We start from the raw sequence: 26,897 nt of genomic DNA, 5'->3' as shown, positions 1-26,897 counted from the left end.
CTTTGAGCAACGCTCAAAGATCCCTATAATGGAGGTCTATTTTCATGAAAAGAAAAATGCCCGTATTAGCATCTGTTGTAGCTTTAACCATGGCTTTAACAGCTTGTGGTGGTACTTCCGGCACGAAAGCAACAACTACACCAGCAGGCACGCCTGCTCCAGCGGCTACTGCCGGCGCCTCAACAGCTAAAGACACCATTACAGCTTTGCTGCCGCCAGTTTCACCAAACTACCAAAAGACTTTCGAACAAATGTCCAAAGACTTTACGGCATTGTATCCGAATCTGACTTTGAAAATCGAACCGGCAAGCTGGGAAGATATGAAGCAGAAATTGGATACGCAAGTGAATGCGGGCAGCCCGCCAGATATTGCTTTCGGAGGCTCTGATGGCATCCCTAAGTATCTGCAGCAAGGTTTGCTCATGGACATCACGGATTCAGCTACTCCTGAGATGATTAACGATTATGAGAAAGCTCCGCTTGAATACATGAAGAACGGCAAAGGACTTTACGGCTTCCCGGCGTACATGGAAGTTCATGCACTTGGCGGCAACAAAGCGTACCTGGAAAAGGCCGGCATCGATTGGAAGAAAGTACAAACGAGCGGCTGGACATATGATGAATTCCGTCAAGCAATCAAAAAAGGCCTCGTAACTGAAAACGGCAAAACACGCTATGGTTTCGTGTTCGCTGTTAAAGGCGTTGCAGCCGTTGACTACTTGGGTATCATGGCTAAAAATGCGGGCATGCCTCATGCGTTTAATAAAGATTTGAAATATGCGTACACTAGCAAAAATTACCTAGGTCTTCTGAAAGATCTTCGTGCGTTGATCGATGACGGCTCCATGCCGAAAGAGCTTAGCTCTGTAGATGCTGGTAAGCGTTGGAACATGTTCCTGACAGGCCAAACGATGATCACAGGTAAAGGTCTAGCCGTATTTGAGAATTCCGCTAAAACCAATAACGCAAAGCTTAAAGCAGCTGATGCAAGTGCTGTAAAAGATTCCATCCCGGTTGATTATGTGGTATTGCCGGCCCCTACTTTCCAAGGAGCAAAACCATCATTCGCTACTGTCGTTGACGGTTACATGACGTTCCGCGGTAAAAAGGAACCTACGGCTGAGCACAAAGCGAATGTCGTAAAAGCTGCTTACTTCTTAGCTAGCGGTAAAAATGCTGCAGCAACAAACAGTGATCTGTTCTCTGCTCACATTACGCAAAGCGGTAAAAAAGCGGCTGAAAGCATGAAAATTGACAGAAGCCCTGAGAACATCGCTGCTGTTGACTACATGCTGAAAAATGCAACACCGGCTCGTTCGGATATCCCGACAGAACTGGGTGCTAAAGCGATTAAATTGGAAACTGAAGTTATCGTGCCTAAGTTCCAAGGTTTGATCGCAGGTGAAATTACTCCTGAAGCGATGTATGAAGCTGTGAAAACCGCTGCGATTGCCGCATTTGGCGCAGACGGCGTTGTGAAAGATTAATCATAAGTTGTAAACCTCGGATAGTCGTGATGCTTGTTACACGGCTATCCGAACTATTTTAATCCGAGTTTTTTGAAACGGGGTTTGGGGGTTAGACAGTATGGCAACGAATATCGCTAAACCGATAAAAAGAAAAGGAATCAAAGGAGAAGGTGCCCCAGGATATGCATTCATTGCCGTCGCTTTAGTTGTTTTTGCGATGTTCACGGCGTATCCGGTCGTAAGTGCATTTATCATTAGTCTCCAAGAATATAAACCTCTTGGTTCCACGTATGTTGGGTTCGACAATTATGTCTCTACGGTGAAGGATGCTTTATTTTGGCAAGCAATGCGCAATACCGTCGTCTATACGCTTTTGACAGTACCTGTCAACTTGTTATTGTCCATGGTGATTGCGATTATGATTCTGCCGCTTAGGAAAAAAACGCAGGGCTTTTTCAAAGGAGTCTATTACTTACCTGTTGTTGCTTCAGGTGTTGCTTTATCCGTCGTATGGCTTTGGATCTTCGATCCAATGGAAGGCGGAATTTTAAATCAGTTCATTCATTTCTTTGGCATTACCAATCAGAACTGGCTCGGCTCAAGCAAAACGGCGATGTTTTCATTGGTTCTGATGTCCTGGTTGTCCAGTCATGGCACAAGCATTATCATCTACCTGGCCGGTCTACTCGGCATTGATGATACGTATTACGAGGCAGCTGAAATGGACGGAGCGAACTTTTTTCAAAAGCTGTGGCACATCGTTGTTCCTTCTTTGAAACCAGCTACGTTATTTCTTTTGGTGACGGGTGTTATCGGTTCTTTCCAAGTGTTCCAGAACGCTTACTTGATGACTGGCGGCGGTCCGAACAATGCCACTACGATGGTTGGTCTACTGATTTTCAATAATGCATTTACTTATTTTGAATTCGGTAAAGCTGCGGCGCAATCGCTGATTCTAGCTGTTATTATCGCGGGAATTTCGGTTATACAGTTCAAATATGCAGGAAAAGACGTCGAGTATTAAGAGAGGGGTATAAAAAATGGCTTTATACAGCAATCATGCAGGAAAACCTAGAGTAAAAACCATTCGAAATTCAATCATTTTTATATTCCTTCTACTTTTTGCTTTGGCGACGATATTTCCGATTTATTTCATGGTCATTTCATCCTTTGCTGATCCGGTTGAGGCCGGAGCGGTGAGCTATTCCATTTTACCTAGCAAATTTACATTCGCTTCCTTTAAATTTTTCTTTGATTACAGTGAGTATTCGTATCGTTGGATTTTGAACTCACTGATCGTCGCGACCACCGTGATGGTGTCCAATGTTATTTTTGCGAGCATGGCTGGTTATGCATTTTCTAAACTTCGTTTTAAAGGGAGAGGCGTGCTGTTTGCCGTACTGCTTGTCTCCATGATGATTCCTTACCAAGTTACGCAAGTACCTTTGTATATTCTGGTTGTTAACGTGTTCGAGCTGCAAAATACGTACAGCGCGTTAATTATGCCGGGTATTGTTACTGTATATAATATTTTTCTGGCTAAACAGTTTATGAGCAGCATCCCGAATGAGATTATGGAAAGCGCCAAGATCGAAGGGTGCAGTCAGTTCACGATCTATTGGAGAATCATTCTGCCTTTGTCCAAAACCGTGCTTGCCGTCATGGCGATTCTAACGTTTATGGACAGCTGGAACACATTCTTCTGGCCGCTTCTTGTCACCAATACGATGGATATGCAGACGATTCAAGTGGGATTGAAAAACTTCCGCTTCGCCAATACGACGTTTATCGCGCCGATGATGGCGGGTGCTACGATCTCTGCACTGCCGATGTTTATTCTTTTCTTCAGCTTGCAAAAGTACTTCTTAGAAGGTGTAACGGTTGGAGCGGTGAAGGGCTAGTACTAACCGCGCATGGGGGAGGTATTACTTCAGCATGATTGTGTCATGGGATCAACAATATCGTCAGGCGGTTATTGACTTATGGAATGAAGAAGCCGTGAAAGAAGGCTACAAGGAGCTTACCGAACAAACCTTTGAGCTTATCTTCACGGCCAACACTTATTTTGATAGTCAAAATGCTTTTGTGTTACTGGAACAAAATGAAGTCAAAGGCTTTGCCTGCGGCTGCACAGGGGATGATCTGCCGCTTGGGGAAGTGGCGGGATACATCACCTGCATTGTTTTAGCCGATGATTTCCAAACAGATGAGAATTATCAAGGCATGCTAGATGCTTTGGAGCGCCGCTTTCAGCAGTTGGGAAAAAAACAAGGTGATGTCTTATTTTTTAATCCGATGTTATTGCCGTGGTATATACCGGGGACACCGAAGCATGAGCATAACAATGCGCCTGGCGTGCCGATTGAAAGTAAATTGTATACGTTTTTGCTGCAGGCAGGGTATGTGGAACGCGCTAAAGAGTGCGCCATGTATTTGAAGCTGGACAGTTTCACCATACCAGGGGATATCAGAGCCAAGGAAAGCAAGGCGGCAGTCGATGGCTACACGGTGGAATTGTTCGACCCGAAAAAGCATGACGGCGTGGATGAAATGCTGAATGGATTTAATAATCTTTTATGGCAGAGGGAAATCGGGCAAAGCACGGCAGAGGGTGTGCCAGTGGTGATTGCTGCATATAAAGGCAAGGTAATCGGATTTGCAGGTCCGGTCATTCGTCAAGACAACGGCCGGGGCTATTTCGCCGGAATCGGTGTCATTCCCGAGCATGAGGGACACGGTCTGGGCAGCATCCTTTTCTTTAAGCTGTGTGAAGCTTTTCGTTCAATCGGGACCGAATACATGTCGCTTTATACGGGCAGTTCGAATCCGGCTATCCGCATCTATGAGAAGGCAGGCTTTACAACCGTCAAACAATTTTCTGTCATGAGAAGGGAGTTTGTGTGAATGAGCGAGCAAAAGTTAACGATTCTAGCCATCGGTGGCCATGTTGGTGACGCCGAATTAACGGCAGGGGGGGTACTTGCAAGTCACTCTTTGAAGGGGGACCGCATTGCAACCCTGGCGTTGACAGCAGGCGAACGCGGCGTCCCGGCAGGACAAGATATGGCTGAATATCGTGTGCAGAAAGTGAATGAGGCGAAAACCTTTGCCGAGATGCTGGGCGGGGAAGCGTTCGTATTCGACGATATTCCTGACGGCGAGCTGCAGGATAACCAAGAAATGCGTTTTCGCGTATGCGATATTATTCGTCAAGTTCGTCCCAACGTCATTATTACGCATTGGAAGAACAGCATGCACAAGGATCATATGACAACGCACCGCATCGTCAATGATGCCCGCTATTTTGCCGCCTTGCCGACGTTTGAGCGGGAGCTTCCAGCACATTTTGCACAGAGGTTGTATTATGCCGAGAACTGGGAGGACGCCGTCGACTATCGTCCGTATGTGTATGTCGACTACGATCAAGAAGCATTCGATCTATGGGTGAAGGCTGTTTCCACGCATTGGTTCGTAATCGGCAGCAAGTCGTTCAAGTATTTGGAATACTACAAACATTTGATGAGAGTCCGAGGCCTTGAAGCCAGAAAAGAATATGCACAAACCTTCATGATTCCAGAAGAAAATATGCGTGTTATCAAAACTGAATTATAAGAATAAAATCAACCTCTATACGCGGCTGCTCATTCATAAATGGCCTCGTTAGAGGTTTTCTCAACTTTGCTTTTGGGTGGGTAAACCGAAGGTAACCTTCAATTTTGGCCTAGTTTGCTACATTGCCCAAGGGAGATTTACATAACTCACTCGGCAAATAAAATTTGGGAGGCAGCTATGATCAGAAACGGTATCGATTGCATTGGGCAGTACACTCATCTATTTAAAGGGAAACGTTTGGGACTCATTACAGCACCTACCGGCTTAAACAATGACTTCGTATCCACGATTCAAATTTTGCATGAGAATTTCAATCTGACAGCTCTGTTTTCACCGGAACACGGTGTGCGTGGAGATCAAGCAGCAGGTGCCTTGGTAGAAACGTATCTGGACCCGATCACACAGGTGCCGGTATATAGCTTGTACCGTAAGGATTCCAAGCGCATGAGTCAGGAAATGCTGGATGAGGTAGATATGGTCGTCTATGATATTCAGGACGTGGGTACACGATACTACACTTTTATTTATACGATGCTATATGCGCTGGAAGATTGTGCGAAAGCAGGCAAGCCATTTGTCATTTTGGACCGGATCAACCCGCTGGATGGGGTGACGGTAGAAGGTAACATTTTAAAGCAGGATTATCAATCTTTTGTTGGTAATTATCCACTTTGTGTGCGTTACGGTCTGACTGTCGGTGAGGTGGCCACCATGGCTAACGATCAGATGAACTGGCATTGTGATCTGCATGTGATACGTGCCCAGGGGTGGGAGCGGAAGATGCAGTTCACTGATACCGGTCGACACTGGGTGATGCCCTCTTTGGGGATTCCTCGGTTTGACACGGCATTACTGTATCCCGGCACTTGTATATTTGAAGGCACCAACATGTCTGAAGGAAGAGGAACCACAGTTCCTTTTGAAATTGTAGGAGCTCCGTTCATCGACGCTCAACAACTGGCGGATGAGATGAACAGAAAGAATTTGCCTGGGGTCATTTTTCGTCCGGTCTATTTTAAACCGACCTTTTCCAAATTTCAGGGAGAGTCATGCAGCGGCGTTCAGCTTCATATACTGGATACCCGATCGATTCGTCCTTTGGAGACAGCTATCACACTGATGTATACCATTAAGCGTAACTATGAGCAATTTTCTTTCCTGCCACCTTTTAAAGAGGGATCCAGGCCTTTTATTGATTTATTGTGCGGGGATAAGGTGTACCGTGAAGATCCATTAGATGTTTCGGTGTTGTTGGAGCAATTTCGGGACGAAAGTCGGGAATTCGCACAGATGAAACAGCAGTATCATCTCTATTAAGGAAATTTGAGAACGCGACAAGCTAGTTATTCGTAATGCCATCACTGCGAACGTTACAGGGGGCGGGAGGCGATCGTGTTGAGCATTTCTAAGGTACATAAGTTCCGATTCGCCCTTTTTTGGCGGCTTTTTACCACCTATTTCATCGTTATCCTCATGCCGGTTATTGTTGCCAGTTTGATGGCACATGTTCTGGTGGTCCGTACGATCGAGAAGGATGCAGAGAAGCTCAACGATGTCATCATAAGCCATTTTTCCAAGCAAACGGACACCGCATTAGATTCGCTCAAGACAAATATGATTAACATGCTCAGCTCTTCCAATTTAACGAGTCTGCTCCGTACTGTGGACGATTCGCGTGAAAACCAACAGCGTGCGGAGCAGCTTTATTTTCTCAGAGAGCAGTTGATGAAGCTTCAATCCGATAAATTGGTTTCAAAGGTATTCTTATATTTTGTGAATCACGATCTGGTTGTCGATGTCGATATTTATACGGACAAAGGGTATTACTTTGATTTCACATATCCGCTTGACGAGAAGCAAAGAAAGGCGTACCTGTCCCATTTTACAGGCAAAAAAATGATGGACTTTACCGATCCGAGTACAATCGGCATGTCCGCCTTAATGAGCTATCCGTTTAACAGCGTTAAGCCCGATGTGTATTTGGTTGTCGATTTCGCTGAGGACAAGGTCAAAGAGCAGATCAGTATTCCGGAAAAATGGGTGACAGGAACGGCAATTGCGAGCAGCCAAGGTCTCATCATGAATCAGGTTGGTTTGACAGAGAAGGAAGCGAAGGCGGTGCTGGAACATACACGCGCAAATTCCAAGGGGTCTCAATTTCTCATTACGAGCGAAGTCGCAATGTCATTTGTGAAATCTAGCTTCGACGATTCGTGGTATTACGTGAGCATCGCGGATCTGCGTACCCTGATGAAGCCAGCGTACATCACACGGGTGATTAGTTGGGCGTTTCTCGTCTTTTTCCTCGTGGTGGGCAGCTTCGTGTCCTACTATTTAAGCCGTCGCGTCTATCGTCCGATAAAGGAAATTACGGAAGAAAATAAAGAGCTGTCCCAAAGGGTGAGTGGGATGTTCCCCGTCCTGCAGGAGCTTTTCGTAACCAAGATTCTGCTGGGCGAATATCGGGACGCACTGTCCATTGAATATTATGCGAAGGAAATCGAGTTTACGTATAACAAGAACGCGATGCGCACGGTTCTCTGCATTGCGTTTCACTACAATTCGCCCGCCTATGAACGGCTGTCTGAGACGTCGAAGTCTTTCTTATTCATGGAACTCAAAGAACGCATAGTCAAATCGTCGCCATCGCTGGTCTGGCTCTGCCAAACGAAGCCGGATGTGATGGCGTGTGTGGTGCTGCATGACCCGTTTCTGCACTTCGGAGCCGAGGAGGCCGCGAACATTGTCGGTCTCTTGCTGGAACCGTACAGCGAATACTTTAAAGCGACGATTGGAATCGGGAAGACGGTGAACGCTACCGAGGAGCTGCATGAGTCGTATAAGCTCGCGTTGTCCGTGCTGCAGAATCGCGGACTTGATTCCGACGTGGAGATATGTCGTGGACCGAATGTAGGGGATCGAACGCAGTGGGAAAGCTTCTTATCCGTTCAAGATGTCAACCGTATCTTCAACCAATTCAAGACGCGGGAGTATGATAAGCTGCTGCAATCTGCGTTCGATATGCTCGAAGTGGGAATACGCAAGAATGCCACTGCCATCCAGGTTAAATATTTATGTACCGACGTTCTCAATACATGGATCCGCGCAGTAGAAACCGAGCATAACGATTTTAACGTACCGTTCTTTTCAGATCTGTTCGAGCGGCTCAATCGTTGTATGACGTGGGATGAACTGAAAGTCTGTTTCCAGGACATTCACAGTGTCTTATTTCGGACTGAGGAGCCTGATCAGCGTGCAAAGCAGTTTTCAGAGATTTTGCACTATATTCATGAGCATTATAATGAGGAGCTTTCGATCGAATATTTCGCCGGGCTCTTGAACATGTCGAACGGCCACTTCAGCCGTACCTTCAAAGAAGAAGTTGGAGAGAAGTATGTGGAGTATATTGCGAAATACCGGCTGATGAAGGCGAAGCAATTTTTGCTGGAAACGGACATGAAAATCGATGACATTGCGGAGAAGGTAGGTTACTGGGGACGCAACTCGTTTATCCGAACGTTTCGTAAATATGAAGGGATTACGCCTGCGAAGTATCGCACGATTAACCATTGAACGAACAGAGACTTCATTTTTTCCGAAGTCTCTTTTTTTTCATCCGATCTCCCGAAATGACCTGGAATCCCTAGGAAACCAGCGTCTGCAAAAAAAGAGACTTTCCGTAATTATGCAATCTTTACGGGGCAGTCCTAGCTTTGTATAGTTAGGCCATTAACTCAGAGTTGTAAGTGTTATGAGTAAATGGGGGTGGGTGATATGGTGCCGCAACGAAATGTTATGTGGTACATGTTGAAGAAACATAGAGCGCTATATCTATTAATGCTGCCGGGAATTTTGTACTACATCATTTTCAAATATGTGCCCATGTATGGCGTCATCATCGCGTTTCAAGACTATTCGATCGGTAAAGGCATTTTAGGCAGTAAATTTGTAGGCTTGAAGCATTTTATCGAATTCTTCTATGTAAATCCGGACTCCTGGAAGCTGATCCGCAATACCGTCATGCTCAACGTGTACGATTTGCTGTTTCATTTTCCAGCACCGATCATTTTGGCCATTCTGTTTCACGAGCTTAAGAACAAAACGTTTAAACGAATTGTACAAAGCATCAGCTACATGCCGCACTTCTTATCAACTGTAGTCATCGCCGGCATTCTCGTCACGTTTCTGTCTCCGCAAACCGGGATCATCAATTTCATTCTTGTCAAAATGTTCGGAATGGAGCCGATTCTATTCCTAGGGCTGCCGAATTGGTTTCGGACGATCTACGTCAGCTCCGAAGTTTGGCAAAAAATCGGCTGGGGGACGATTCTGTATCTGGCTGCAATTGCCGGCATCGATCCAACTCTTTATGAGGCCGCTAAAATGGATGGGGCGAACCGCTACCAACAGATGCGACATATTACCTTCGTTGGCATGGTGCCCGTCATGATCATCCTGTTCGTTCTTACGCTTGGCCATTTTATGGAGACCGGATTCCAAAAAATATTGCTGCTTTACAATTCCATGAACTATGAAACATCGGATGTCATCAACACATTCGTGTATAGGCGCGGTATCTTGGATGCGGATTTCAGCTTCGCCACAGCCGTCGGGTTATTTCAGTCAGTGATCGGCCTTATCCTCGTCATCGCCGCTAACCGGATCGCTAGAAAATATTCAGAAACGAGCTTGTGGTAAAGGAGGAACCCTTTTGAAAATCAGACAATCGATGGCTTCAAGGGTATTTGATACCTTCAACTATGTGATCATGATTCTTTTGATGATCGTTATGGTATACCCGCTGGTTTATGTATTCAGCGCTTCGATCAGTGATAACGCTCTCGTATCGAGCGGGGATGTGCTCATCTTTCCTAAGGGGGTAACGCTTATTGCCTATAAGCAGTTGGTGAGCAATCCGGATCTATGGATCAGTTACTGGAATACGATCCGTTATACGATCGTTCATGTGATACTAACCTTGCTCGTAACTTCGGCTATGGCGTATCCGCTGGCGAAGAAATGGCTGCCCGGCCGCAGAATCATTCTGATGATGGCCGCCTTTACGCTGCTGTTTAGCGGCGGTATGATTCCAACGTTTCTCGTTGTGCAAAAGCTGGGGATGTTGAACTCGATATGGGCAATCGTCCTGCCTTCCCTGATCAGCACGTGGTACTTGTTTATCATGCGTACGTTCTTTGAGGCATTGCCGGAGGAGCTTGAAGATGCAGCAACGATCGACGGCTGCTCCTCGTTACAAGTGCTGCTGCGTATTGTGCTTCCGCTATCCATGCCGGTATTGGCGACAATCGGCTTATTCACAGCTGTGAATCAGTGGAACGCTTTCTTCGATGCACTCATTTACTTGAACGACCGTTCGATGTACCCGCTGCAAATTATGCTCAGGAACATTCTTGTGGCCGGTACTACGATTCAGGCTGAAGGCGATCTGAGCCTGCTCCAAACGATGAAGTACGCCATCATCATGATCGCTACGCTCCCGATCCTATGTATTTATCCGTTCATCCAGAAATACTTCGTGCAGGGAACTATGATCGGCGGCATCAAAGGATAGTTCTAGATTCCCCCGGAATCTAACGCTATAGAGGGATACTTTTTTACCACGATAGGGAGGTTTTCAGATGAAAAAAAGAACTGTCGCAACAGGATTGACTACGGTTATGCTCGTTAGTTTGGTCGCAGCAGCCTGTTCGAGCCAACCGAATGATACTCCTGCGGCGGGAGAAACGAAGAAACCAGACGAGTCCAAGAAGCCGATCACATTCACGTGGCTGGCTTACGACCGTCCAGAAGGAAAAGTGCGCCAGGACTGGGACATCTTCAAGGAAATCGAAACAAAGACCGGCGTAAAGATCGAGTTTCAAGTGGTCAGTCAGGAAGGTTTGAAGGAAAAGAAGCAAATTATGATTGCGACGAACTCAGTCACGGACTTCATCCAGGTAGATACGTTAGAGGGAAGACAGCACGGTCCGGATAAAGTATTTTTGAACTTAAAAGATTACTTGGATAAAGCACCGAACCTAAAGGCGTTCTACGACAAATACCCAGAGGCTAGAGCGGTCGCAACTGGCGTTGACGGCGGTATTTATACCGTTCCTGTCATCGAGGGCGACGCGGAAGGGAAAGGTTTTAACTTCGTCTGGTATACACGCAAGGACGTCATGGATAAGTATGGACTGAAGGCGCCGACTACAGTGGATGAGTTTTACCAGTTCCTCAAAACGCTCAAAGAAAAGCAGCCGGATACTTATCCCCTCATCAATAATGCCATTATTGGCGATACCGGGTTATTTACGACATTCGGCAGAGCGTTCACCGGCATACACGGCTTCTATAACGTCGATCCGGCTACCGACAAATACGCGTTCGCTCCCTATCATAAAGGATATAAGGACTCGCTTGTTTACTTGAATAAATTGTTTAACGAAAAGCTGCTGGATCCTGAATTCTCGATGATTACGCAAGCACAGTGGGAAGAGCGGATTCTTAAAGGCAAATCACTCGTGACGTTTTTCTGGAAGGCTGACTTGGAGACGCTTATGGACAAAGGACGTAAAGCGGGTATAGCGGAGTATACACTCGATGCGATTCCACAATTTGCTGCAGACGGTATTAAGAACTACCAATTCTCACGTCCGGTTGTAGGCGCTGCCGGCCGCGCGATCTCGGCTAAGGTGAAAGACAAGGACAGGGCAGTTCAATTTCTTGACTACTTACTGGGAGAAGAAGGATCTAACTACTTATCGCTTGGTATCGAGGGCAAAACGTATACGAAGGAAAACGGCAAATCTGTCTACAACAAGGATTTCGGCGCTTCGCCATTCACGACACTGCGTAAGGATTGGGGCGTTTGGTACGATATGGTTACGCTCGATAATGCCAAATCCCGCGAGGTGTGGGAGCGCGGCTTAAGCGACAAGAGCAAGGACATTAACAAGAGATACGAATCGTTCATTATTCCAGCGCCGAAGCAGATCGTCAAGACGAAGGAAGAGCTGGAGCTGGAAAAATCGAAGCTGAACAACCTGAACAAATTCCTTGAGCAGAAGCTGACTGAATTCGTAGCGGGCAAGACGCCGATCAACGATAAGACGTATCAAGAATTTATCGATCAAGCGAAGAAGCTCGGAGCTGACGAACTGTTAGGTATGTACAATGCTGCCTATACCCGAACATACGGTAAGAAGTAATCAATTCGTGCAGCTAGGAGGCAAAGGTAACCTATACGCCGGAACGGAGGTGTTCGCATGGCCGAAGATTTCAAGGTCATTGATGCAGATGTCCATAATGAACAGAATGATGCCGATTTGCTGCCGTATCTGGCCGAACCATGGCGGTCACGCGTAGCGACGACCGGAATCGGGTATGCAGGCTCTGGTTACTATTCGCCAGTAGGCGTCATGAAGAAGGACGCCATTCCGGCCAATGGCGGCAAAGCCGGCTCGGACCCAGACCTCATGATCAAGCAGCTGCTTGAGGGCTACAATGTCGAATACTGCGTGTTGACCGGGGTTGTGTACAATATTTCAACGACGCACGACCCTGATTACGCAGCTGTGATTTGCTCAGCCTACAACGACTTTTTGATCGCCGAATGGCTTGGTAAACACAAGGCGTTCAAGGGCGCCATGGCCGTCGCCACGCAGGACCCATCTCTTGCCGCGAAAGAGATCGACCGCGTCGGGGGCCATCCCGATATCGTCGAAGTGATGATTTCTAGTGCGGCTCGTGCCCCCCTCGGCCAGCGACAGTATCATCCTATCTATGAGGCTGCGGAGCGGAATGGTCTACCTATTGCGATTCATCCGGGCGCGGAAGGAGGGGGCAGCTCCACGGCACCTACCGCTGCTGGGTATCCGTCCCGTTACATCGAGTGGCACACATGCTTGTCGCAAATGTTCATGGCTCATCTTGTCAGCATGGTATGCGAGGGCGTATTTGAGAAGTTCCCGCGGTTGAAAGTAGTGCTTACCGAGGGAGGTATTGCTTGGCTGCCGCATCTGATGTGGAGGCTGGATAAGAACTATAAAGCGCTCCGCTCTACCGTCCCTTGGCTGAAGAAGCTGCCTAGTCAGTACATTCGAGAGCATTGTTATTTAACTACACAGCCCATTGAGGAACCGGATAATCCGCAGCATTTGATCGATTTGTTCAATATGATTGATGCCGAGAATATGATTCTGTATTCGAGTGATTATCCGCATTGGGATTTCGATTCACCAAGTATGATTCTGCGGAGACTAAAGCCGGAGGCGAAGCGTAAAATCTTTTACGAAAATGCCAAAAGCCTATATAACCTTTAACTCACGGAGGACCTTATGACGGTACATTACGTGCTGGATGCGGACGCTGTCTCCGAAGGCGGTCACGCCGTCGTCACAATCGAGGGGAAGAGCATCGGCATTTTCCGGATAAACAATGAATATTACGCTTTAAACAATTATTGCCCCCACCAGGGGGCACCGATGTGCGCAGGACTCGTATCTGGTACTACGCTCCCTTCGGACGTGTATGAATACGAGTACGGTAAAATGGGCGAAATCATCCGCTGCCCCTGGCATGGCTGGGAATTCGATATTCGAACCGGCAAATCTTTATTCAGCGAAAAGATTTGGGTAAAAACGTATAAGGTGAATGTGCAAGACGGCAAAGTTGGTGTTGATCTGGAAAGAAAGTAGACAACGAGAATAAGCGAAATAGGAGGGATCGAATGGGCTGAAAACTCCTATTCGATCCCCTTTATTCTTTTTGTAACAGGATAGAACTGAATTCATTTAAGTTGCTAATGTTTATTAAAAAATGGCAATTAGAGCAAACTGTTATTTAAATTATCCGAAGGGCCTACTCGACCGGGGGGTTATTTTTATGTCTTCGCATATACTCTTTCACGGCCTCTACCACAACATCAACCATCTTCTTATTCTGTTTCGCGGCGAATATCTTTAACTCAGTATGGAATTGTTCATCGAAATCAAATGTTGCTTTTTTCTTATTTACAGGTTTCTGTAAACCTGTATTTACAGTTTCCTGTATTTCTTGACTCCGCCGTTTTCCTAATAACTGTTCAATCGCATCACGCTTGGACACGCTGCTCCAGCTCCTCGACAAAATTTCTATAATTGCTTAATGCCGATGTATCCATATTACTGTATTCCTGTATTCCTGTAATAGAAAACTCCTTGATTCTATTTCTTCGCTTTATTTCCGATCGAAACACAACTCCCTCGTATTCTCTCCTTACCCTATCAATGATTGTTTTATCAATGATTGTTCTAGAATCGATCATTGTTGGCAATATGCCGCATAAAACAAGGTCCAGCTTTTTAACCTCTTTGATGTGAATCATTGTTGCGATGTATCTGTCCAGCGCGTCATAACACATTGGTTCGCATTGTAGCATGACGATTGCATAGTCGGAAGCCACTAAACCATTAATAGTGTGCTCTCCGAGATTTGGAGGTAAATCAATAAGTATGTAGTCGTATCTGGCCTTTACTTTATGTAGTGTATCTCTCAAAATGGTCGAACTCATTGAAGGATTTTGATGGATAAGCATGGGCAGAGTTGCAAGCATTTCATCAGCCGGAATGAAGTGAAGGTTGTAGGTTAACTTGCGGATGTAGGGGGTGGGATTCATGTTTTTACATGCCTCAAAAATAGTCATTTTGGAGTAATCGTGTATATCTCGTTGAGTAAGAAACTGTGTCAAATTGCCTTGGCTATCGAAGTCGACACAGAGAACCTTGTACTTCTTAGAGAGAAGATACCCCGTGATGGCCGTGGTTGTCGTTTTGCCAACGCCGCCTTTTTGATTACCGATTGAAATAATGGCTCCCATAACCCATTCCTCCTTATTTCTGTAAACCTTTATTCCTGTATATAGTTCTACAATAGATCTATTTAAAAGGGGGTCATGCACGGTCAAGTTGAGAGTGTATTCGGCAACCATAGCGCCAGGAATTTCTCTTTCAAATCAATTTTCTGTATATGTATCCATAAGGTCACTTTTCGCCAAAATAATAGGACCTCAACAAAACTACGAATGAACAAAGAATGATTAGAACCACCAGCGGTTTATTCGAAAATCCGATGCCCAAAATATGACAGAAAGTAGATAGAAAGCATATATATCAAACTTTGGAAAAACAGATACATGTAAAACCGTAATCATTAGTAGAGTAAGAATGAATCCGTATCGAAATACATAATCACGGCTAAATAAGTGATGGTCCAAAAAGTTGAATGGCGAGGCATTCAGGTGGAGAGCATTGTGGGCATTCACGAACTCAGTACCTTTTTTACAGCTTCAGCTACCCTGTCTTTATCAAAAGGCTTCACAATAAAATCTCTAGCGCCAAGGGTAATGGCTTCAATAACAAAGGATTGTTGCCCCATTGCGGATACCATAATGATCTTTGAATCGCTCTTGTAACTTTTAATTTCCTTTAATGCCGTAATACCATCCATCTCGGGCATTGTAATATCCAACGTAATCATGTCAGGTGAATGCTGTAAAAAAAGAGAGATGGCCTCAAGTCCATTCGATGCTTCGGCTACAATTTCATGCCCTAATTCTAAGAGGATGTTCTTAATCATCAATCGCATAAAGATAGAATCATCAACAACCATTAGTCTCGCCATATTAATTATCACCTTTCAGAGGGACTTTCTACCTAGCTATTTACTGTTATAGAACATAAGGAAAACTCCCCTTAAAAGAAGAATAAGGGGAGTTGTGGATATATCCCTTCCTTCGGTAACTGGCAAGCATAGCGAAGTATTTCGCCTTAGCTCCTTTAGCTTTGCGTCACTAATTTTCATTAGCTTTGCTCTTATCGTTTAGCAGAAGAATTACTATGTATTCTAAAGTATAGCACTCTTAATACTAGTAATAAAGTACTAGTATTAAAAGTTTCTGCGAGGCAGCCCTTGATTTATGTTAACCAAGATGAGTTATGCTGCCCGAATCCGTCGCGAATATCAAGCAATATTTGTAAGACATTCGGGAAATTGGATCATTTAGATGTGTTATAGGTAAATAATGCCCGATTTCAGTGAGAAAGACGAACGATTCTCTTGATTAATTCTGAAATCCTATGTATTATTAAGATAGATTTTAACGCATAAGGGTTGATAATTGATCTTGAAGGTGATTCCATGCCACAACTAGATTCTAATGAATACAAGAAGAAGCTGTGTCACCTCTATAACGAAATCTCCAAAGAGTTGTTTGGGTTTGGCACAACATTGCTGAAGGTTTCAATTGATCAGAATATTATTACTTTTCATGCCAAGCACCGCCGCTCACCGCGTTCAACTGCATTGGAAGGCGAGGCGCCAACGCTCAAACACGAAGTCGATTTTTATATGTCCTCTATATACAAGAAGAGAATCCGGGACAGGCTGGAGCAAGAACTGGGCTTATCCATGGATGCGGTATTAAGGGATTATGATCCGCCGACGCAATGGGCAATAACGAACATTATTCTTAAACAAACCGAATAGTTTAGTCGAAGGTGTTCTCTTTTGATTTATCTTAAGAGGAAACCACATGTATACCAATAGATGTCACTTTGCATTGTTTACAATGAAGAGTGCTCTTGATTAGAAGCTTCTTTCTATCAAGGGTACTTTTCTTTTTTTTTGTATAGCTGGATTTAAGGCGAAACGCGCATATTTCTGGGGTCATGAAGAATACTAGTAAAAATTTAACAGGGGATTCACGCATTAAAATTATACATGATAAAACTTGGGAGGACGATGAATGATGAGACAAAAAATGGTTCGTGGTTTAATTTCTTTATCTGTAGTAGGACTAGCCTTAACAGGTTGCGGCACGAAGGACCAGGGTAATACAAGTGGAGCTACGACAGCACCCACAGCAGCTGCCACAGCGGCATCCAAAGGGGAACCTACAACTTTAATCATTTCCACCTGGGGTTTTGCGGATGATTTCTTTAAGAAAGAAGTGTACGCGCCGTTTGAGAAGGAGCATAATGCCAAGATTGTTCTGGAGATAGGAAATAACGCAGAACGTATGAACAAAGTGAAGCAGGGCAGCTCGAGTGTGGATCTCATTTATTTATCTGACTATTACGCACAACAAGGAATTGAAGCGGGACTGTTCGATAAGATCGACCGCAGTAGGATTCCGAATTTGAAAGACATTTATGATCTGGCCAAGGCGCCGCTGGGTGAAGATTATGGTCCAGCCTACACGGTAGGTCGACTAGGCATTGCTTACAATCCGAAAGCAACAACCAAAGAAATCAAGTCATGGAGCGACCTATGGAGTCCAGAACTCTCCAAAAAGCTGACACTTCCTAACATCACGGGGACAACTGGCCCAATGGTCTTGGATGCAGCATCTGTCGTTGCTGGAAATGCAACGTTTAATGAGGATCAAGCTTTTGCAAAAATTAAGGAGTTGAACAAAGGAGTCGTTAAATACTACGGCCAAACCTCCGAATTCGTAAACATGTTCGCACAAGGGGAAATTGCTGCTGGTCCTATCATGGAAATGTACGTGAAGGATTTGAAAGCAGCTGTGCCAGAAACGAAGTTCGTCTCCCCGCAAGAAGGAGCTTACGCCGTAATGAACACGGTCAACGTGATTAAAGGAAGTAAAAACAAGCAGCTGGCTGAGGATTTCATCAACTGGCATTTGAGCAAGGAAGTACAGGAGAAATCAGCGAAAGCGAAAGTAGATTCACCTGTAAACACAACACTTCAGCTTTCGCCTGAAGAAGCTACAGGGATTACCTATGGCGCAGACGTGGTGAATAAACTTCGCAAATTGGATATGAAATTCGTCAATCAGAATCTCAAAGCATGGATTGCCCGCTTCAACAAGGAAGTTGCTCAATAAATAAAATCAATCAAGGGTATATGCTTATATACCCTTGATTTCTTCAATAGGACTTAAAGGGGGCTTAGTCATGAAAAAGAAGGTCATCCTAGATGTAGACACGGGTGTGGATGATGCGCTAGGTATTCTTTTGGCCATTCGCAGCGGAGACATGGATGTTCTCGGAATTACAACCGTGAATGGCAACGTTTCTCTGGATCAAGCGACCAAGAATACATGTAAGATCCTCCAACTGCTTGGGATGGAAGAGAAGATTCCGGTCGTTAAAGGGGCAGACAAGCCTTTGATGCGAGCTTCTCACTTTGAGCATCATGTCCATGGCAATGACGGGCTTGGCGGCGCTTTAAGCGATATGCCGGTTCATATGCAGACGACCGCTGGACATGCCTCCGATTTTATCGTGGAACAAGTACGGAAGCACGCCGGAGAAGTCACGTTGGTTATGACCGCGCCGTTAACGAATCTGGCATTGGCGGTTATGAAGCATCCTGATCTGATTCATCAGGTCAAGGAAGTCATTGTGATGGGGGGCGTCGTTCAAGGCTTCGGCAATGTAACGCCCACGGCGGAATACAATATGTATGTCGATCCGGAAGCCGCGAAGATCGTTTTCCAGGCAGGTTTTCCATCCTTAACCCTTGTAGGATTGGATGTGACGCGTAAAGCGCTGCTGACCGATGAACATATCCGTGAGCTCGGAGATTCTCCCATAGCCCGCTATGTTCAGGAAAGCACCGCGAATTATATGAAGCGTTACTATGAACGTAACGGAGTTCGGGCCTGTGCGCTTCATGATCCACTTGCAGTCGGAGTGGCTCTGAATAAACAGTTGGTCACGACACGCCATTATTACGTTGATGTCGAAATCCGAAGCGAGCTGTGCGACGGACAGACCGTATGCGATTTCCAGAACCGCTTGTCCAAAGAGGCTAATGTTCATGTGTGTACGGATGTATTGGCTGACGAATTCCTCCAGCTTTTTATAAACGCCTTGCGTGCCTAGCGAACCCAGGAACAGGAGTAAAGCTACATGAAAAAAACGTACTTATTTTTATTATTGCTACCGGGACTACTGTTCCTGACGATTTTCATGGTGATACCGATCTTTCTCACGATAGGTTCAACCTTTTTCGATAAAGGGACGTTTACGCTGGGAGGGTACTTAAGTTTCTTTAAAGACCCTTATTTTCTCAAGATCGTGTGGACGACGCTGCGTGTCAGCTTGGTAACCACCCTATTTTGCATATTGCTTGGATTTCCTGTGGCTTACTTCATCTCCAAACAGAGTCCGAGACAAAAGGCGATCTTACTTGCATTAGCTATTTTCCCGCTGCTTACGAGCTCGGTTGTCAGGTCGTTCAGCTGGATGATTATTTTAGGTAAAAAAGGGCTGCTTAATAATGCCTTGATGGCCATTGGTATCATCCAAGAGCCACTCAATATTTTGTATACACCAGCTGCGATGATGATTGGTCTTCTCCATTTGTTTCTTCCGCTCATCATTATTACGTTGGTCGGTGTTCTTGAGAATATAGATCCGGATCTGATCAAAGCGGCGGAGAGCTTGGGAGCTAACCGATTTACGGCTTTCGTCAAGGTCATCGTTCCGCTTAGTGTACCGGGATTAATTATAGGCAGTATCCTTGTATTTGTCGGAAGTTTAACAGCTTATACGACACCGGCTTTGCTCGGAGGCAAGCAGCGGGTCATTTCAACATTCCTCTATCAGAATGCGATTACTCTGAACGATTGGTATCTCGCCTCCGTCATTGCCGTGATTATGATCGTGATCACCTTCGTGGTTATTGCGCTTATGAACAAACTGGCTACTAAATTAAATCCGAAGGGGTAGAAGTATGCGGGAGAAGAATCGAGGACTGGCCTTATTTACGCTTCTTGTCTACATGTTCTTGCTCGGGCCGCTCGTCATTATTGCATTTGCTTCATTTGAGCCAGGGAGTGTATTGAAATTCCCACCGACAGGATTCTCATTGAAATGGTATCGCAACATTTTGGAAGTCAAGATGTTCATGACGACCGCGGGTACCTCGGTTATTGTATCGATGATCGGTAATTTGTTTGCACTGCTGCTTGGTATCCCAGCGGCTTATGCGTTAAGCCGGTTTGAGTTTAAGGGGAAAGGGGCGCTTAATGCGATTTTTATTTCCCCTGTGCTTATTCCAGGTATCGTGCTTGGGTTTACGATGCTCAAGTACCTTATCGTCACCTATCTCCTGCCGATCTATGCAGCTTTGCTGATTGGGCATACCGTGATTATGCTTCCTTTTATTATCCGCGTCATTGCATCAAGCTTATCGAATTTTGATTTTGCAATTGAGGAAGCTGCGTTAAGTCTTGGTGCCGGTCAGCTTAAAACCTTTTTCAAAGTGGTCCTACCGAACATCAAATCCGGTATTATCGCAGCCATTCTTATTGCATTTTTAGAATCATTTAATAATGTCGACATCTCGGTCTTTATGACGGGTCCCGGAGTCAGTACGCTGCCCATACAGATGCTGACATATGTGGAGAATCATTTTGACCCTACAATTGCCGCTATTTCTGTCTTACTAATGCTCTTCACTGCCGTACTTATGTTCATCATTGAACGGTTGATGGGTTTATCCTACTTCACCAAACGATAACGGAGGCTTTCATCCATGGCATTGCTATCACTGGAAAATATTTCGGTTGCCTATGACCAGCAATATATTCTGCAGGACTTCAACCTAAGTGTTGAAAAAGGAAGTCTGATCTCGCTGCTCGGTCCAAGTGGATGCGGGAAAACGACGACTCTACGGCTAATCGCGGGATTTATAGAGGCGAGGGCAGGTAAATTTTCACTAAACGGAAAAGATTATACGCACGTTCCCGTCAACAAACGGAACTTTGGATTCGTGTTTCAGAGCTATGCTTTGTTTCCGCACTTATCCATTTATGACAATGTAGCTTTCGGTCTGCGTCTTCGGAAAGTGAGTGGGGCAGAGATCGATCGGCGAGTCAGAAACATCCTCGATATCGTAAGTCTGTCCGGCTTCGAAAAGCGGTTTCCGAAGGAACTCTCAGGCGGCCAAAGACAGCGGGTCGCAATTGCCAGGGCACTTGTGATCGAGCCGGAATTGCTGCTCTTCGACGAACCGCTAAGCAATTTGGACGCTAATCTGCGCATTAATATGCGGGTGGAGATCCGACGCATTCAGCAGGAGCTCGGTATTACTACTGTCTATGTATCGCATGATCAGGAAGAGTGCTTCTCCATCTCCGATCAAGTTGCCATTATGAATAAAGGCATCATTGAACAGCTTGGCGCTCCAGCGGCGATATTTAAATATCCAAAAACGGAGTTTGTGGCTCGGTTTATTGGCTTTACGAATTTTATTACCTTCGATTCCAGGTTCGATGGAAATGAAGAGATTGCGTTGAAGGTGAAAGACTATATGTTCGCCGTTACGAAGCATCCAAGCAAAGGAGAACAGCTTGGCAAGCAAGGGGCTATTCGTCCGGATGATGTTGTGATTGGAATGCCTGATGAAATCGCGGTAGGAGCGAATCGATTGACAGGTCAAGTCAAAGTCAGCACCTTCCTTGGAAGAAGCTATCAATACGTTGTTGAGACGGAGCTGGGGAATTTCACAGTGAATAAAGAAATGGAACTTCCTTACCTGAATGGTCAAGAGGTCCGGCTTCTTTTTCCTAGCGAGAAATTAGTTCTAGTTGAGTAATGTACTTGGAGGCGAAGGCAGATGCATGTAGATTTACTGATTGAAAATGTACGAATTTATAATAGTTATTTTAAAACATTCATCCAAGGTAATGCAGCGATCTTGGATGGAAGGTTTCTATATATCGGGGAACGGGCTGCCGATAGCTTCGAAGCGGCCGAGCACTTGGACGGACAAGGACGTTATATGATTCCCGGCCTCATTGATATTCATCTGCATATCGAAAGCACGATGGTCACGCCGGAGACATTCTCCTACGGACTCATTCGCAACGGCGTTACAACCATCGTTCCAGAGCCTCATGAGATTGCCAATGTCTTCGGACTTGACGGGGTGAAGGAATTCATTAAAGCTAGCCAGCATTGTGTGGCGGACATGTTCTACGCCATCCCGAGTTCGGTTCCTGCTACTTCGATGGAAACGACCGGAGGAGCGATTGAAATCGAAGATTTGGACGAACTGCTTCGTACGGAACGAATCATTTGTTTAGGCGAAATCATGAACTACGTAGACGTCATAACGGATCCCGATTGCAAGACGAATCACATTTTAAATCATATCCGCAGTCATTATCCTCATCTTATTATTGAAGGGCATGTTCCCAAACTGCTGGATTTGGATTTGCACCGAATGATCTATAGCGGGGTAGATTCCGATCATACACATCAATCGATCGAAGGCATGGAAGCACGAATCGCTGCGGGTATGTTTATTGAAATTCAAGAAAAATCGATGACGCCTGAAGTGATAGCGTATTTGATGGAGCATGAGGTATCTGAGCATTTTTGTTTTGTAACTGATGATGTGATGGCAGATTCCTTCGAAGGTCGGGGACACTTGAATCACCTTGTGCGTAAAGCGATTGGGATGGGCATGAAACCTGAGCAGGCGATTTATGCCAGTACGCTTTCTCCAGCCAAAAGAATGCGAATGTATGATCGCGGCGTTATTGCGCCAGGTAAAATTGGCGATTTTCAACTGATATCCAATTTGGAGCAGCTGACAATCGATCAAGTGTACAAGCATGGCCGCAAGGTCTACGATGTGCGTGAACCGTATGAGCCGACCGTCCATTCACCCGCCTTTCCAGCGCACTATTATCAAAGTGTTCATATGGCGCCGTTAACAGAATCGGATTTCTATATGGAAACAGAAGTCGCTGATGGTCGGTATGCCTGCCGAACGATGATGGTGAAGGATGGCTCCACGTTTACAGAGGAGCATCACGCCCAGGTGGAAGCTCGTCAAGGGATGCTTAACTGGCAGGAAAGCGGCTATGGACTGATTGCTACGTTTGAACGCTACGGGAAAAACGGGAATCGTGCTTATGGTTTAATCGGTGGCGATACAATCAAGCGTGGCGCCATAGCAACGACTTATTCCCACGATAACCATAACATGCTCGTTGTCGGGCACAATCCTGTCGATATGATGATCGCGGCTAATGAGGTCATCAAGAATCAAGGGGGCTTTAGTGTTGTTGAGAACGGCAAGGTGATCGCTAGTCTTGAGCTGCCTGTCGGCGGTATTTTAACAGAAGTCCCTTTGGAGCAAGTCGCGAAGGAAGTTGAGCAGCTGCGCAAGGCCATGGAATCGTTAGGCTACAGCCATTATAATCCGATCATGTCCATTAGCACGCATTCTTTACCTGTTAGTCCTGCACTGAAAATAACGGATTTTGGTTTAATTGATGTGAATGAGGGAAAAGTTGTGCCTCTAATCATACACAGTTAATTGGAAAAGCTAAGTCATGGATGGTTATCACCATTGTGGCTTGGCTTTTTTTTCGTTAATGGATAACCATCGATCCCATAGGAGCGGAGGCCCAGCCTTCAAGTTTATCTAGGCGTTTAGTATGTCGAACCATGACAAAAATGATGTGAATATAGTAGATTTAAATGATCTAAATGACATGTAGAATATGTTAATGATATATTGTATAATTCAAATGTGAATTATTCCCGTCATACATTCGAATCATGAGGAGGTTTATAATGAGAAAAACCAGTTTATTCGTCTTGTTTGTATGCTTTTCTATTGTCATGTCACTCTTAGGGACATCTGTGTCTCCAGCCGCTGCAGCTAATGAAACAGAGTCAGATGATGCAACAACTCTTTCTCAAAGCGGATCACCGCAATTGGACGCTAACTACGTAAAGGCTGCTGTTAAAGCCAAAAAGCTTTTTGTGATCCGTTTGAGCGATATGTCGGAAACGGAAAGTGCCATGATCGCTTCGCTGCAAGGGCTGCTCGCTAATAAGTCATCTAATCAAATTTACATACTGCCCGATTCCGGGAATTACAAGATATGGCTGGACGATTTGGTCCAAAAATACGGGGTGAAAACGGAATTTATCCATGATCCTTGGAAGCTCGTAAAGGAATTCAAGAAGCAGTTTGATGGCTATTTACTATGGGAAAAGGGGAACAGCTCCATCAATGCAGCTACTTCATTAGCCCATTTGAAGCAAGCCATTTTAATTGAAAAAGGTGATGTCAATCAAGCCAAAAGCTACAAGCAATTAATGGATCTCTCGACAAAGGATGAAGCTTGGGTCAAGCAAAACTACTGGAATAAGCTCAACCATCGCACCTTGATTGAGCAAAAAGGGGAGACGAGCGAAGAATTGGCGTCCGGTATGGGCGGCAAATTACGAGATTACGCTGTAATGGCTAACGCTTTCACCTTTTATGATGGGAACAGCGCGTTCCGACAATCCGTCGTTGCAGACGCGGAGCCCGATGCTGTCATCTTAGGATGGGGAGATGCGTCAAAAGGCGAAGACGCTTTCATACGTCCGAGTTCGACAGCGGGTGTATATACACTGCCGGCTGATCATGCCTATAATTTGTCCGTATTAAGCAGCTTTAACATCAAAGAATTCAAACAGAAGGATCAGACGCAGCCTCCGGTTCAGGATAATGTGCATTATGTGTCATTCGTCATGTCGGACGGCGATAATATCCAATGGATGCTGAACGATTTGGCCGAGAAGGGCAAGCCTTGGTTCGGTAACCCAAACCGTGGGAATTTCGATATGGGGTGGGCTGTTTCTCCCAGCATGATGGATTTGGCGCCGACTGTGCTGGAACGATTTTATCAGGATGGTACAAAGGAAGATAATTTTGTCGTTGGTCCTTCAGGCGGCGGTTATATGTATCCATCTATGTATCCGGAGCAGGAGCTGGATGCGCATCTCAAACAGTTAAACGCTGATATGGGCAGAGCTGATTTATCGCTCGTTGAAGTGATAGATTTTAATGCTTTCAACAAAAAAGCGATGTGGGATAAGTATACGGCTCAGCCGAATGTGGATGGCGTTATTTATTTGGAATACAGCAATCATAAAGCGTTAAACGGCGCCTTAAAGTGGTCTAACAATAAGCCCATCGTCACTCCGCGGGAAATGCTGTGGCATGGTATCGCTGGAAGCGATGTTACGTCAGTTGTCCAGCATATCAATGCAGCGCCAAGAAATCCGAAGAGTGCCGCAGGCTATTCGCTTGTTCTCGTTCATGCCTGGTCATCCTCCATGGATGAAGTAAAGGCTGTTATCGATCAACTGCAAGGCGATGTTCAAGTCGTAACGCCCGATAAAATGGTGAAACTGATTCAAAATAACGTACCTAAAGAGGATACGGAAGTTGCCAATAAGGTGTATGAAGCGGAAACCGATTTTGGCCATAACACAGGGAAGTTGGACGGTGATGGCTGGTCGGCTAATCCACAGGAGCATGCAGCTGGACATATGCTCTTCGGACCAGGTGCCTCAGACATTCCTGCAGGCCGCAACCAAGTCAAATTCAAAGCTATGATTGACCAGGTGAGTGGAGATAATGATCGTGTACTGAATCTGGATATCTATGACGATACAGCTGGAGTGGTGGTGGCAGAGAAAGCCGTACATCGATCCGAGTTCCAGAGTGCTGACACGTATCATAATTCAACACTCGAGGCCGACTTTGTTGCGGGTCATTCTTATCAGTTCAGAGCTTGGTATGATGGCAACGCCAAGGTTAAAATCGATCGAGTCACCGTCGTGATGAACCGTAATTTGGCTCAGCGACTCTATGAAGCCGAGAACGATTTCGGACATAACACAGGGGCGATTGATGGAGATGGCTGGTTGGCAAATATTGAGCAGCACGGACCCGGTCATATGTTATATGGACCTTATGTGGCCGATTTACCATCAGGCGTGCATGACGTCACTTTCCGTATGAAGGCTTCGGGCGCGACCTTACCTGATGATACTATTGCTATCATTGATATTAATAATGCGAGTGCTGATCAAATTATTGCTTCAAAAGAGCTGAAGTTACGGGATTTTGCCGTACAAGACCAGTACATGGATATAAGCTTGGAGGACGTAGACTATTCACTCGGGAGTACCTATGAATTCCGTGTGCACTTCGAAGATAAGGCGAACGTTAAAGTCGACCACGTGCGGCTGGATATGCCAGAAATAACGCTGCCGAATACACAATCGCTTTATTTTAAATTCGGAGGATCGAATGTAACCTCGTTGGTGTTCGGAACAGATGCAGGGCAGAAGCAGCTTCAATTATGGGGAAAAGCGAGCGAGCAAGGCAAGCCGGACGTTAATTTGACGGTGGATGGGACTTGGACTGTCACGCAAGGTGAAACTACGGTCACAATCGGTGACGGTGGCGCTCTGCAGGTGCTTCAAAGCGGAGATGCCATCGTGAAGGCGTCGTACAATGGCCTTGAAGCGCAGATTCCGATTCATGTATCGGCGAACTATACGAGCCGTATTTTCGAAGCGGAGCGTGACTTCGGCCATAATACGGGAGCTGCAGCCTCCGATGGTTGGTATGCGAATCCGCAGGACCATGCGGCAGGTCATATGCTGCATGGTCCTGGGGTAGCGGATCTCCCTTCCGGAAGCCTTAAGGTCGACTTCCGCATAAAGATCGACAATCCGGCAGGCGGTTCCGAACGGGTGCTGAATCTCGACATCTATGACGGAACAGGCAACAAAGTAACTGGCGAAAAACCCGTGCTGCGCAGTGATTTCAATGCCGCCGATACGTATCAGTCCATTACTATGGAGGCTGATTTCGTACTGGGGCATGCCTATCAGTTCCGTGTGTGGTATGACGATAATACGACTGTACAGATCGATAATGTGTCAGTGCATATCCCACAATGAACCATTTGTTAATTTTACTATAAAGGAAATGTCT

23 protein-coding genes and 1 riboswitch are annotated in these 26,897 nt (G+C 45.6%); of the genes, 20 read left to right on the top strand and 3 right to left on the bottom strand.

Going from position 1 to position 26,897, the window contains the following annotated elements:
- Positions 1-44: 44 nt before the first annotated feature.
- The 12 genes from QFZ80_RS21375 to QFZ80_RS21320 all read left to right on the top strand — a co-directional run bounded on the left by QFZ80_RS21375 (position 45) and on the right by QFZ80_RS21320 (position 13,777).
- Positions 45-1,487: an ABC transporter substrate-binding protein gene (locus QFZ80_RS21375; protein WP_307554373.1), complete on the top strand. Its 1,443-nt coding sequence runs from the start codon at positions 45-47 to the stop codon at positions 1,485-1,487.
- A 100-nt stretch (positions 1,488-1,587) separates the two neighbouring features.
- Positions 1,588-2,493 carry a carbohydrate ABC transporter permease gene (locus QFZ80_RS21370; protein ID WP_307554375.1) on the top strand — a complete coding sequence of 302 codons (906 nt, stop codon included), beginning with the start codon at positions 1,588-1,590 and terminating at the stop codon, positions 2,491-2,493.
- A 16-nt stretch (positions 2,494-2,509) separates the two neighbouring features.
- On the top strand, positions 2,510-3,370 hold the full coding sequence (locus tag QFZ80_RS21365) for a carbohydrate ABC transporter permease (protein WP_307554377.1): 861 nt from the start codon (positions 2,510-2,512) through the stop codon (positions 3,368-3,370).
- Positions 3,371-3,404: 34 nt separating this feature from the next.
- A complete protein-coding gene (locus tag QFZ80_RS21360; protein ID WP_307560898.1) occupies positions 3,405-4,373 on the top strand; it encodes a GNAT family N-acetyltransferase in 969 nt (322 codons plus the stop codon).
- A complete protein-coding gene (locus QFZ80_RS21355) occupies positions 4,374-5,081 on the top strand; it encodes a PIG-L deacetylase family protein (RefSeq protein ID WP_307560896.1) in 708 nt (235 codons plus the stop codon).
- Positions 5,082-5,258: 177 nt separating this feature from the next.
- The gene (locus QFZ80_RS21350) at positions 5,259-6,398 is read left to right on the top strand and encodes an exo-beta-N-acetylmuramidase NamZ family protein (protein ID WP_307560894.1); all 1,140 of its coding nucleotides are present in this window, start codon (positions 5,259-5,261) and stop codon (positions 6,396-6,398) included.
- Positions 6,399-6,473: 75 nt separating this feature from the next.
- Entirely contained in the window at positions 6,474-8,654 is a 2,181-nt protein-coding gene (locus QFZ80_RS21345) for a helix-turn-helix domain-containing protein (protein WP_373460132.1), read from the top strand.
- Positions 8,655-8,855: 201 nt separating this feature from the next.
- The gene (locus QFZ80_RS21340; protein ID WP_373460131.1) at positions 8,856-9,779 is read left to right on the top strand and encodes an ABC transporter permease; all 924 of its coding nucleotides are present in this window, start codon (positions 8,856-8,858) and stop codon (positions 9,777-9,779) included.
- A 13-nt stretch (positions 9,780-9,792) separates the two neighbouring features.
- The gene (locus QFZ80_RS21335; RefSeq protein WP_307560889.1) at positions 9,793-10,653 is read left to right on the top strand and encodes a carbohydrate ABC transporter permease; all 861 of its coding nucleotides are present in this window, start codon (positions 9,793-9,795) and stop codon (positions 10,651-10,653) included.
- Positions 10,654-10,720: 67 nt separating this feature from the next.
- A complete protein-coding gene (locus QFZ80_RS21330; RefSeq protein ID WP_307560887.1) occupies positions 10,721-12,289 on the top strand; it encodes an extracellular solute-binding protein in 1,569 nt (522 codons plus the stop codon).
- Between the two features lie 57 nt (positions 12,290-12,346).
- Positions 12,347-13,402 (top strand): amidohydrolase family protein, encoded by a 1,056-nt coding sequence (locus QFZ80_RS21325; protein WP_307560886.1) that lies wholly within the window; start codon positions 12,347-12,349, stop codon positions 13,400-13,402.
- A gap of 15 nt (positions 13,403-13,417) precedes the next feature.
- On the top strand, positions 13,418-13,777 hold the full coding sequence (locus QFZ80_RS21320) for a Rieske (2Fe-2S) protein (protein ID WP_307560884.1): 360 nt from the start codon (positions 13,418-13,420) through the stop codon (positions 13,775-13,777).
- A gap of 163 nt (positions 13,778-13,940) precedes the next feature.
- Here the strand turns inward: QFZ80_RS21320 and QFZ80_RS21315 are convergent, their stop codons facing one another.
- From QFZ80_RS21315 to QFZ80_RS21305, 3 genes are all read right to left on the bottom strand, one after another.
- Positions 13,941-14,186 carry a hypothetical protein gene (locus tag QFZ80_RS21315; RefSeq protein ID WP_307560882.1) on the bottom strand — a complete coding sequence of 82 codons (246 nt, stop codon included), beginning with the start codon at positions 14,184-14,186 and terminating at the stop codon, positions 13,941-13,943.
- Complete coding sequence (locus QFZ80_RS21310; protein ID WP_171648781.1) at positions 14,173-14,937, bottom strand: ParA family protein; 765 nt, start codon at positions 14,935-14,937, stop codon at positions 14,173-14,175. The genes QFZ80_RS21315 and QFZ80_RS21310 overlap by 14 nt, the downstream gene beginning before the upstream one ends.
- A gap of 440 nt (positions 14,938-15,377) precedes the next feature.
- Positions 15,378-15,740 (bottom strand): response regulator, encoded by a 363-nt coding sequence (locus QFZ80_RS21305; protein WP_307554394.1) that lies wholly within the window; start codon positions 15,738-15,740, stop codon positions 15,378-15,380.
- Between the two features lie 111 nt (positions 15,741-15,851).
- Positions 15,852-15,940, bottom strand: a riboswitch (cyclic di-GMP riboswitch).
- Between the two features lie 316 nt (positions 15,941-16,256).
- Here QFZ80_RS21305 and QFZ80_RS21300 point away from each other — a divergent pair.
- The 8 genes from QFZ80_RS21300 (at position 16,257) to QFZ80_RS21265 (ending at position 26,863) form a co-directional block, all read left to right on the top strand.
- Positions 16,257-16,604, top strand: coding sequence for a hypothetical protein (locus tag QFZ80_RS21300; protein ID WP_057306268.1), 348 nt, complete (start codon positions 16,257-16,259; stop codon positions 16,602-16,604).
- A gap of 262 nt (positions 16,605-16,866) precedes the next feature.
- A complete protein-coding gene (locus tag QFZ80_RS21295) occupies positions 16,867-17,967 on the top strand; it encodes an ABC transporter substrate-binding protein (RefSeq protein WP_373460424.1) in 1,101 nt (366 codons plus the stop codon).
- Between the two features lie 70 nt (positions 17,968-18,037).
- Positions 18,038-18,970, top strand: coding sequence for a nucleoside hydrolase (locus QFZ80_RS21290; protein WP_307560880.1), 933 nt, complete (start codon positions 18,038-18,040; stop codon positions 18,968-18,970).
- Positions 18,971-18,997: 27 nt separating this feature from the next.
- A complete protein-coding gene (locus QFZ80_RS21285) occupies positions 18,998-19,819 on the top strand; it encodes an ABC transporter permease (protein ID WP_307554400.1) in 822 nt (273 codons plus the stop codon).
- 4 nt (positions 19,820-19,823) lie between these two features.
- Positions 19,824-20,612, top strand: a complete 789-nt coding sequence (locus tag QFZ80_RS21280) for an ABC transporter permease (protein WP_307560878.1) — start codon at positions 19,824-19,826, stop codon at positions 20,610-20,612.
- Positions 20,613-20,627: 15 nt separating this feature from the next.
- Positions 20,628-21,689 (top strand): ABC transporter ATP-binding protein, encoded by a 1,062-nt coding sequence (locus tag QFZ80_RS21275; RefSeq protein WP_307554402.1) that lies wholly within the window; start codon positions 20,628-20,630, stop codon positions 21,687-21,689.
- A gap of 21 nt (positions 21,690-21,710) precedes the next feature.
- Entirely contained in the window at positions 21,711-23,423 is a 1,713-nt protein-coding gene (locus QFZ80_RS21270) for an adenine deaminase C-terminal domain-containing protein (RefSeq protein ID WP_307560876.1), read from the top strand.
- A 260-nt stretch (positions 23,424-23,683) separates the two neighbouring features.
- Entirely contained in the window at positions 23,684-26,863 is a 3,180-nt protein-coding gene (locus QFZ80_RS21265; RefSeq protein ID WP_307554407.1) for a GxGYxYP domain-containing protein, read from the top strand.
- Positions 26,864-26,897: the final 34 nt, after the last annotated feature.

This window comes from Paenibacillus sp. V4I7 (assembly GCF_030817275.1).
Taxonomy (GTDB): domain Bacteria; phylum Bacillota; class Bacilli; order Paenibacillales; family NBRC-103111; genus Paenibacillus_E.
The sequence above is the reverse complement of the archived record's forward strand: the minus strand, read 5'-3'. Positions and strand labels throughout refer to the sequence as shown.

Coding starts and splice junctions, on each gene's coding strand:
- QFZ80_RS21375 (WP_307554373.1), top strand. CDS start 45: ATGAAAAGAAAAATGCCCGTATTAGCATCTGTTGTAGCTTTAACCATG.
- QFZ80_RS21370 (WP_307554375.1), top strand. CDS start 1,588: ATGGCAACGAATATCGCTAAACCGATAAAAAGAAAAGGAATCAAAGGA.
- QFZ80_RS21365 (WP_307554377.1), top strand. CDS start 2,510: ATGGCTTTATACAGCAATCATGCAGGAAAACCTAGAGTAAAAACCATT.
- QFZ80_RS21360 (WP_307560898.1), top strand. CDS start 3,405: ATGATTGTGTCATGGGATCAACAATATCGTCAGGCGGTTATTGACTTA.
- QFZ80_RS21355 (WP_307560896.1), top strand. CDS start 4,374: ATGAGCGAGCAAAAGTTAACGATTCTAGCCATCGGTGGCCATGTTGGT.
- QFZ80_RS21350 (WP_307560894.1), top strand. CDS start 5,259: ATGATCAGAAACGGTATCGATTGCATTGGGCAGTACACTCATCTATTT.
- QFZ80_RS21340 (WP_373460131.1), top strand. CDS start 8,856: ATGGTGCCGCAACGAAATGTTATGTGGTACATGTTGAAGAAACATAGA.
- QFZ80_RS21330 (WP_307560887.1), top strand. CDS start 10,721: ATGAAAAAAAGAACTGTCGCAACAGGATTGACTACGGTTATGCTCGTT.
- QFZ80_RS21325 (WP_307560886.1), top strand. CDS start 12,347: ATGGCCGAAGATTTCAAGGTCATTGATGCAGATGTCCATAATGAACAG.
- QFZ80_RS21320 (WP_307560884.1), top strand. CDS start 13,418: ATGACGGTACATTACGTGCTGGATGCGGACGCTGTCTCCGAAGGCGGT.
- QFZ80_RS21310 (WP_171648781.1), bottom strand. CDS start 14,937: ATGGGAGCCATTATTTCAATCGGTAATCAAAAAGGCGGCGTTGGCAAA.
- QFZ80_RS21305 (WP_307554394.1), bottom strand. CDS start 15,740: ATGGCGAGACTAATGGTTGTTGATGATTCTATCTTTATGCGATTGATG.
- QFZ80_RS21300 (WP_057306268.1), top strand. CDS start 16,257: ATGCCACAACTAGATTCTAATGAATACAAGAAGAAGCTGTGTCACCTC.
- QFZ80_RS21295 (WP_373460424.1), top strand. CDS start 16,867: ATGAGACAAAAAATGGTTCGTGGTTTAATTTCTTTATCTGTAGTAGGA.
- QFZ80_RS21290 (WP_307560880.1), top strand. CDS start 18,038: ATGAAAAAGAAGGTCATCCTAGATGTAGACACGGGTGTGGATGATGCG.
- QFZ80_RS21285 (WP_307554400.1), top strand. CDS start 18,998: ATGAAAAAAACGTACTTATTTTTATTATTGCTACCGGGACTACTGTTC.
- QFZ80_RS21280 (WP_307560878.1), top strand. CDS start 19,824: ATGCGGGAGAAGAATCGAGGACTGGCCTTATTTACGCTTCTTGTCTAC.
- QFZ80_RS21275 (WP_307554402.1), top strand. CDS start 20,628: ATGGCATTGCTATCACTGGAAAATATTTCGGTTGCCTATGACCAGCAA.
- QFZ80_RS21270 (WP_307560876.1), top strand. CDS start 21,711: ATGCATGTAGATTTACTGATTGAAAATGTACGAATTTATAATAGTTAT.
- QFZ80_RS21265 (WP_307554407.1), top strand. CDS start 23,684: ATGAGAAAAACCAGTTTATTCGTCTTGTTTGTATGCTTTTCTATTGTC.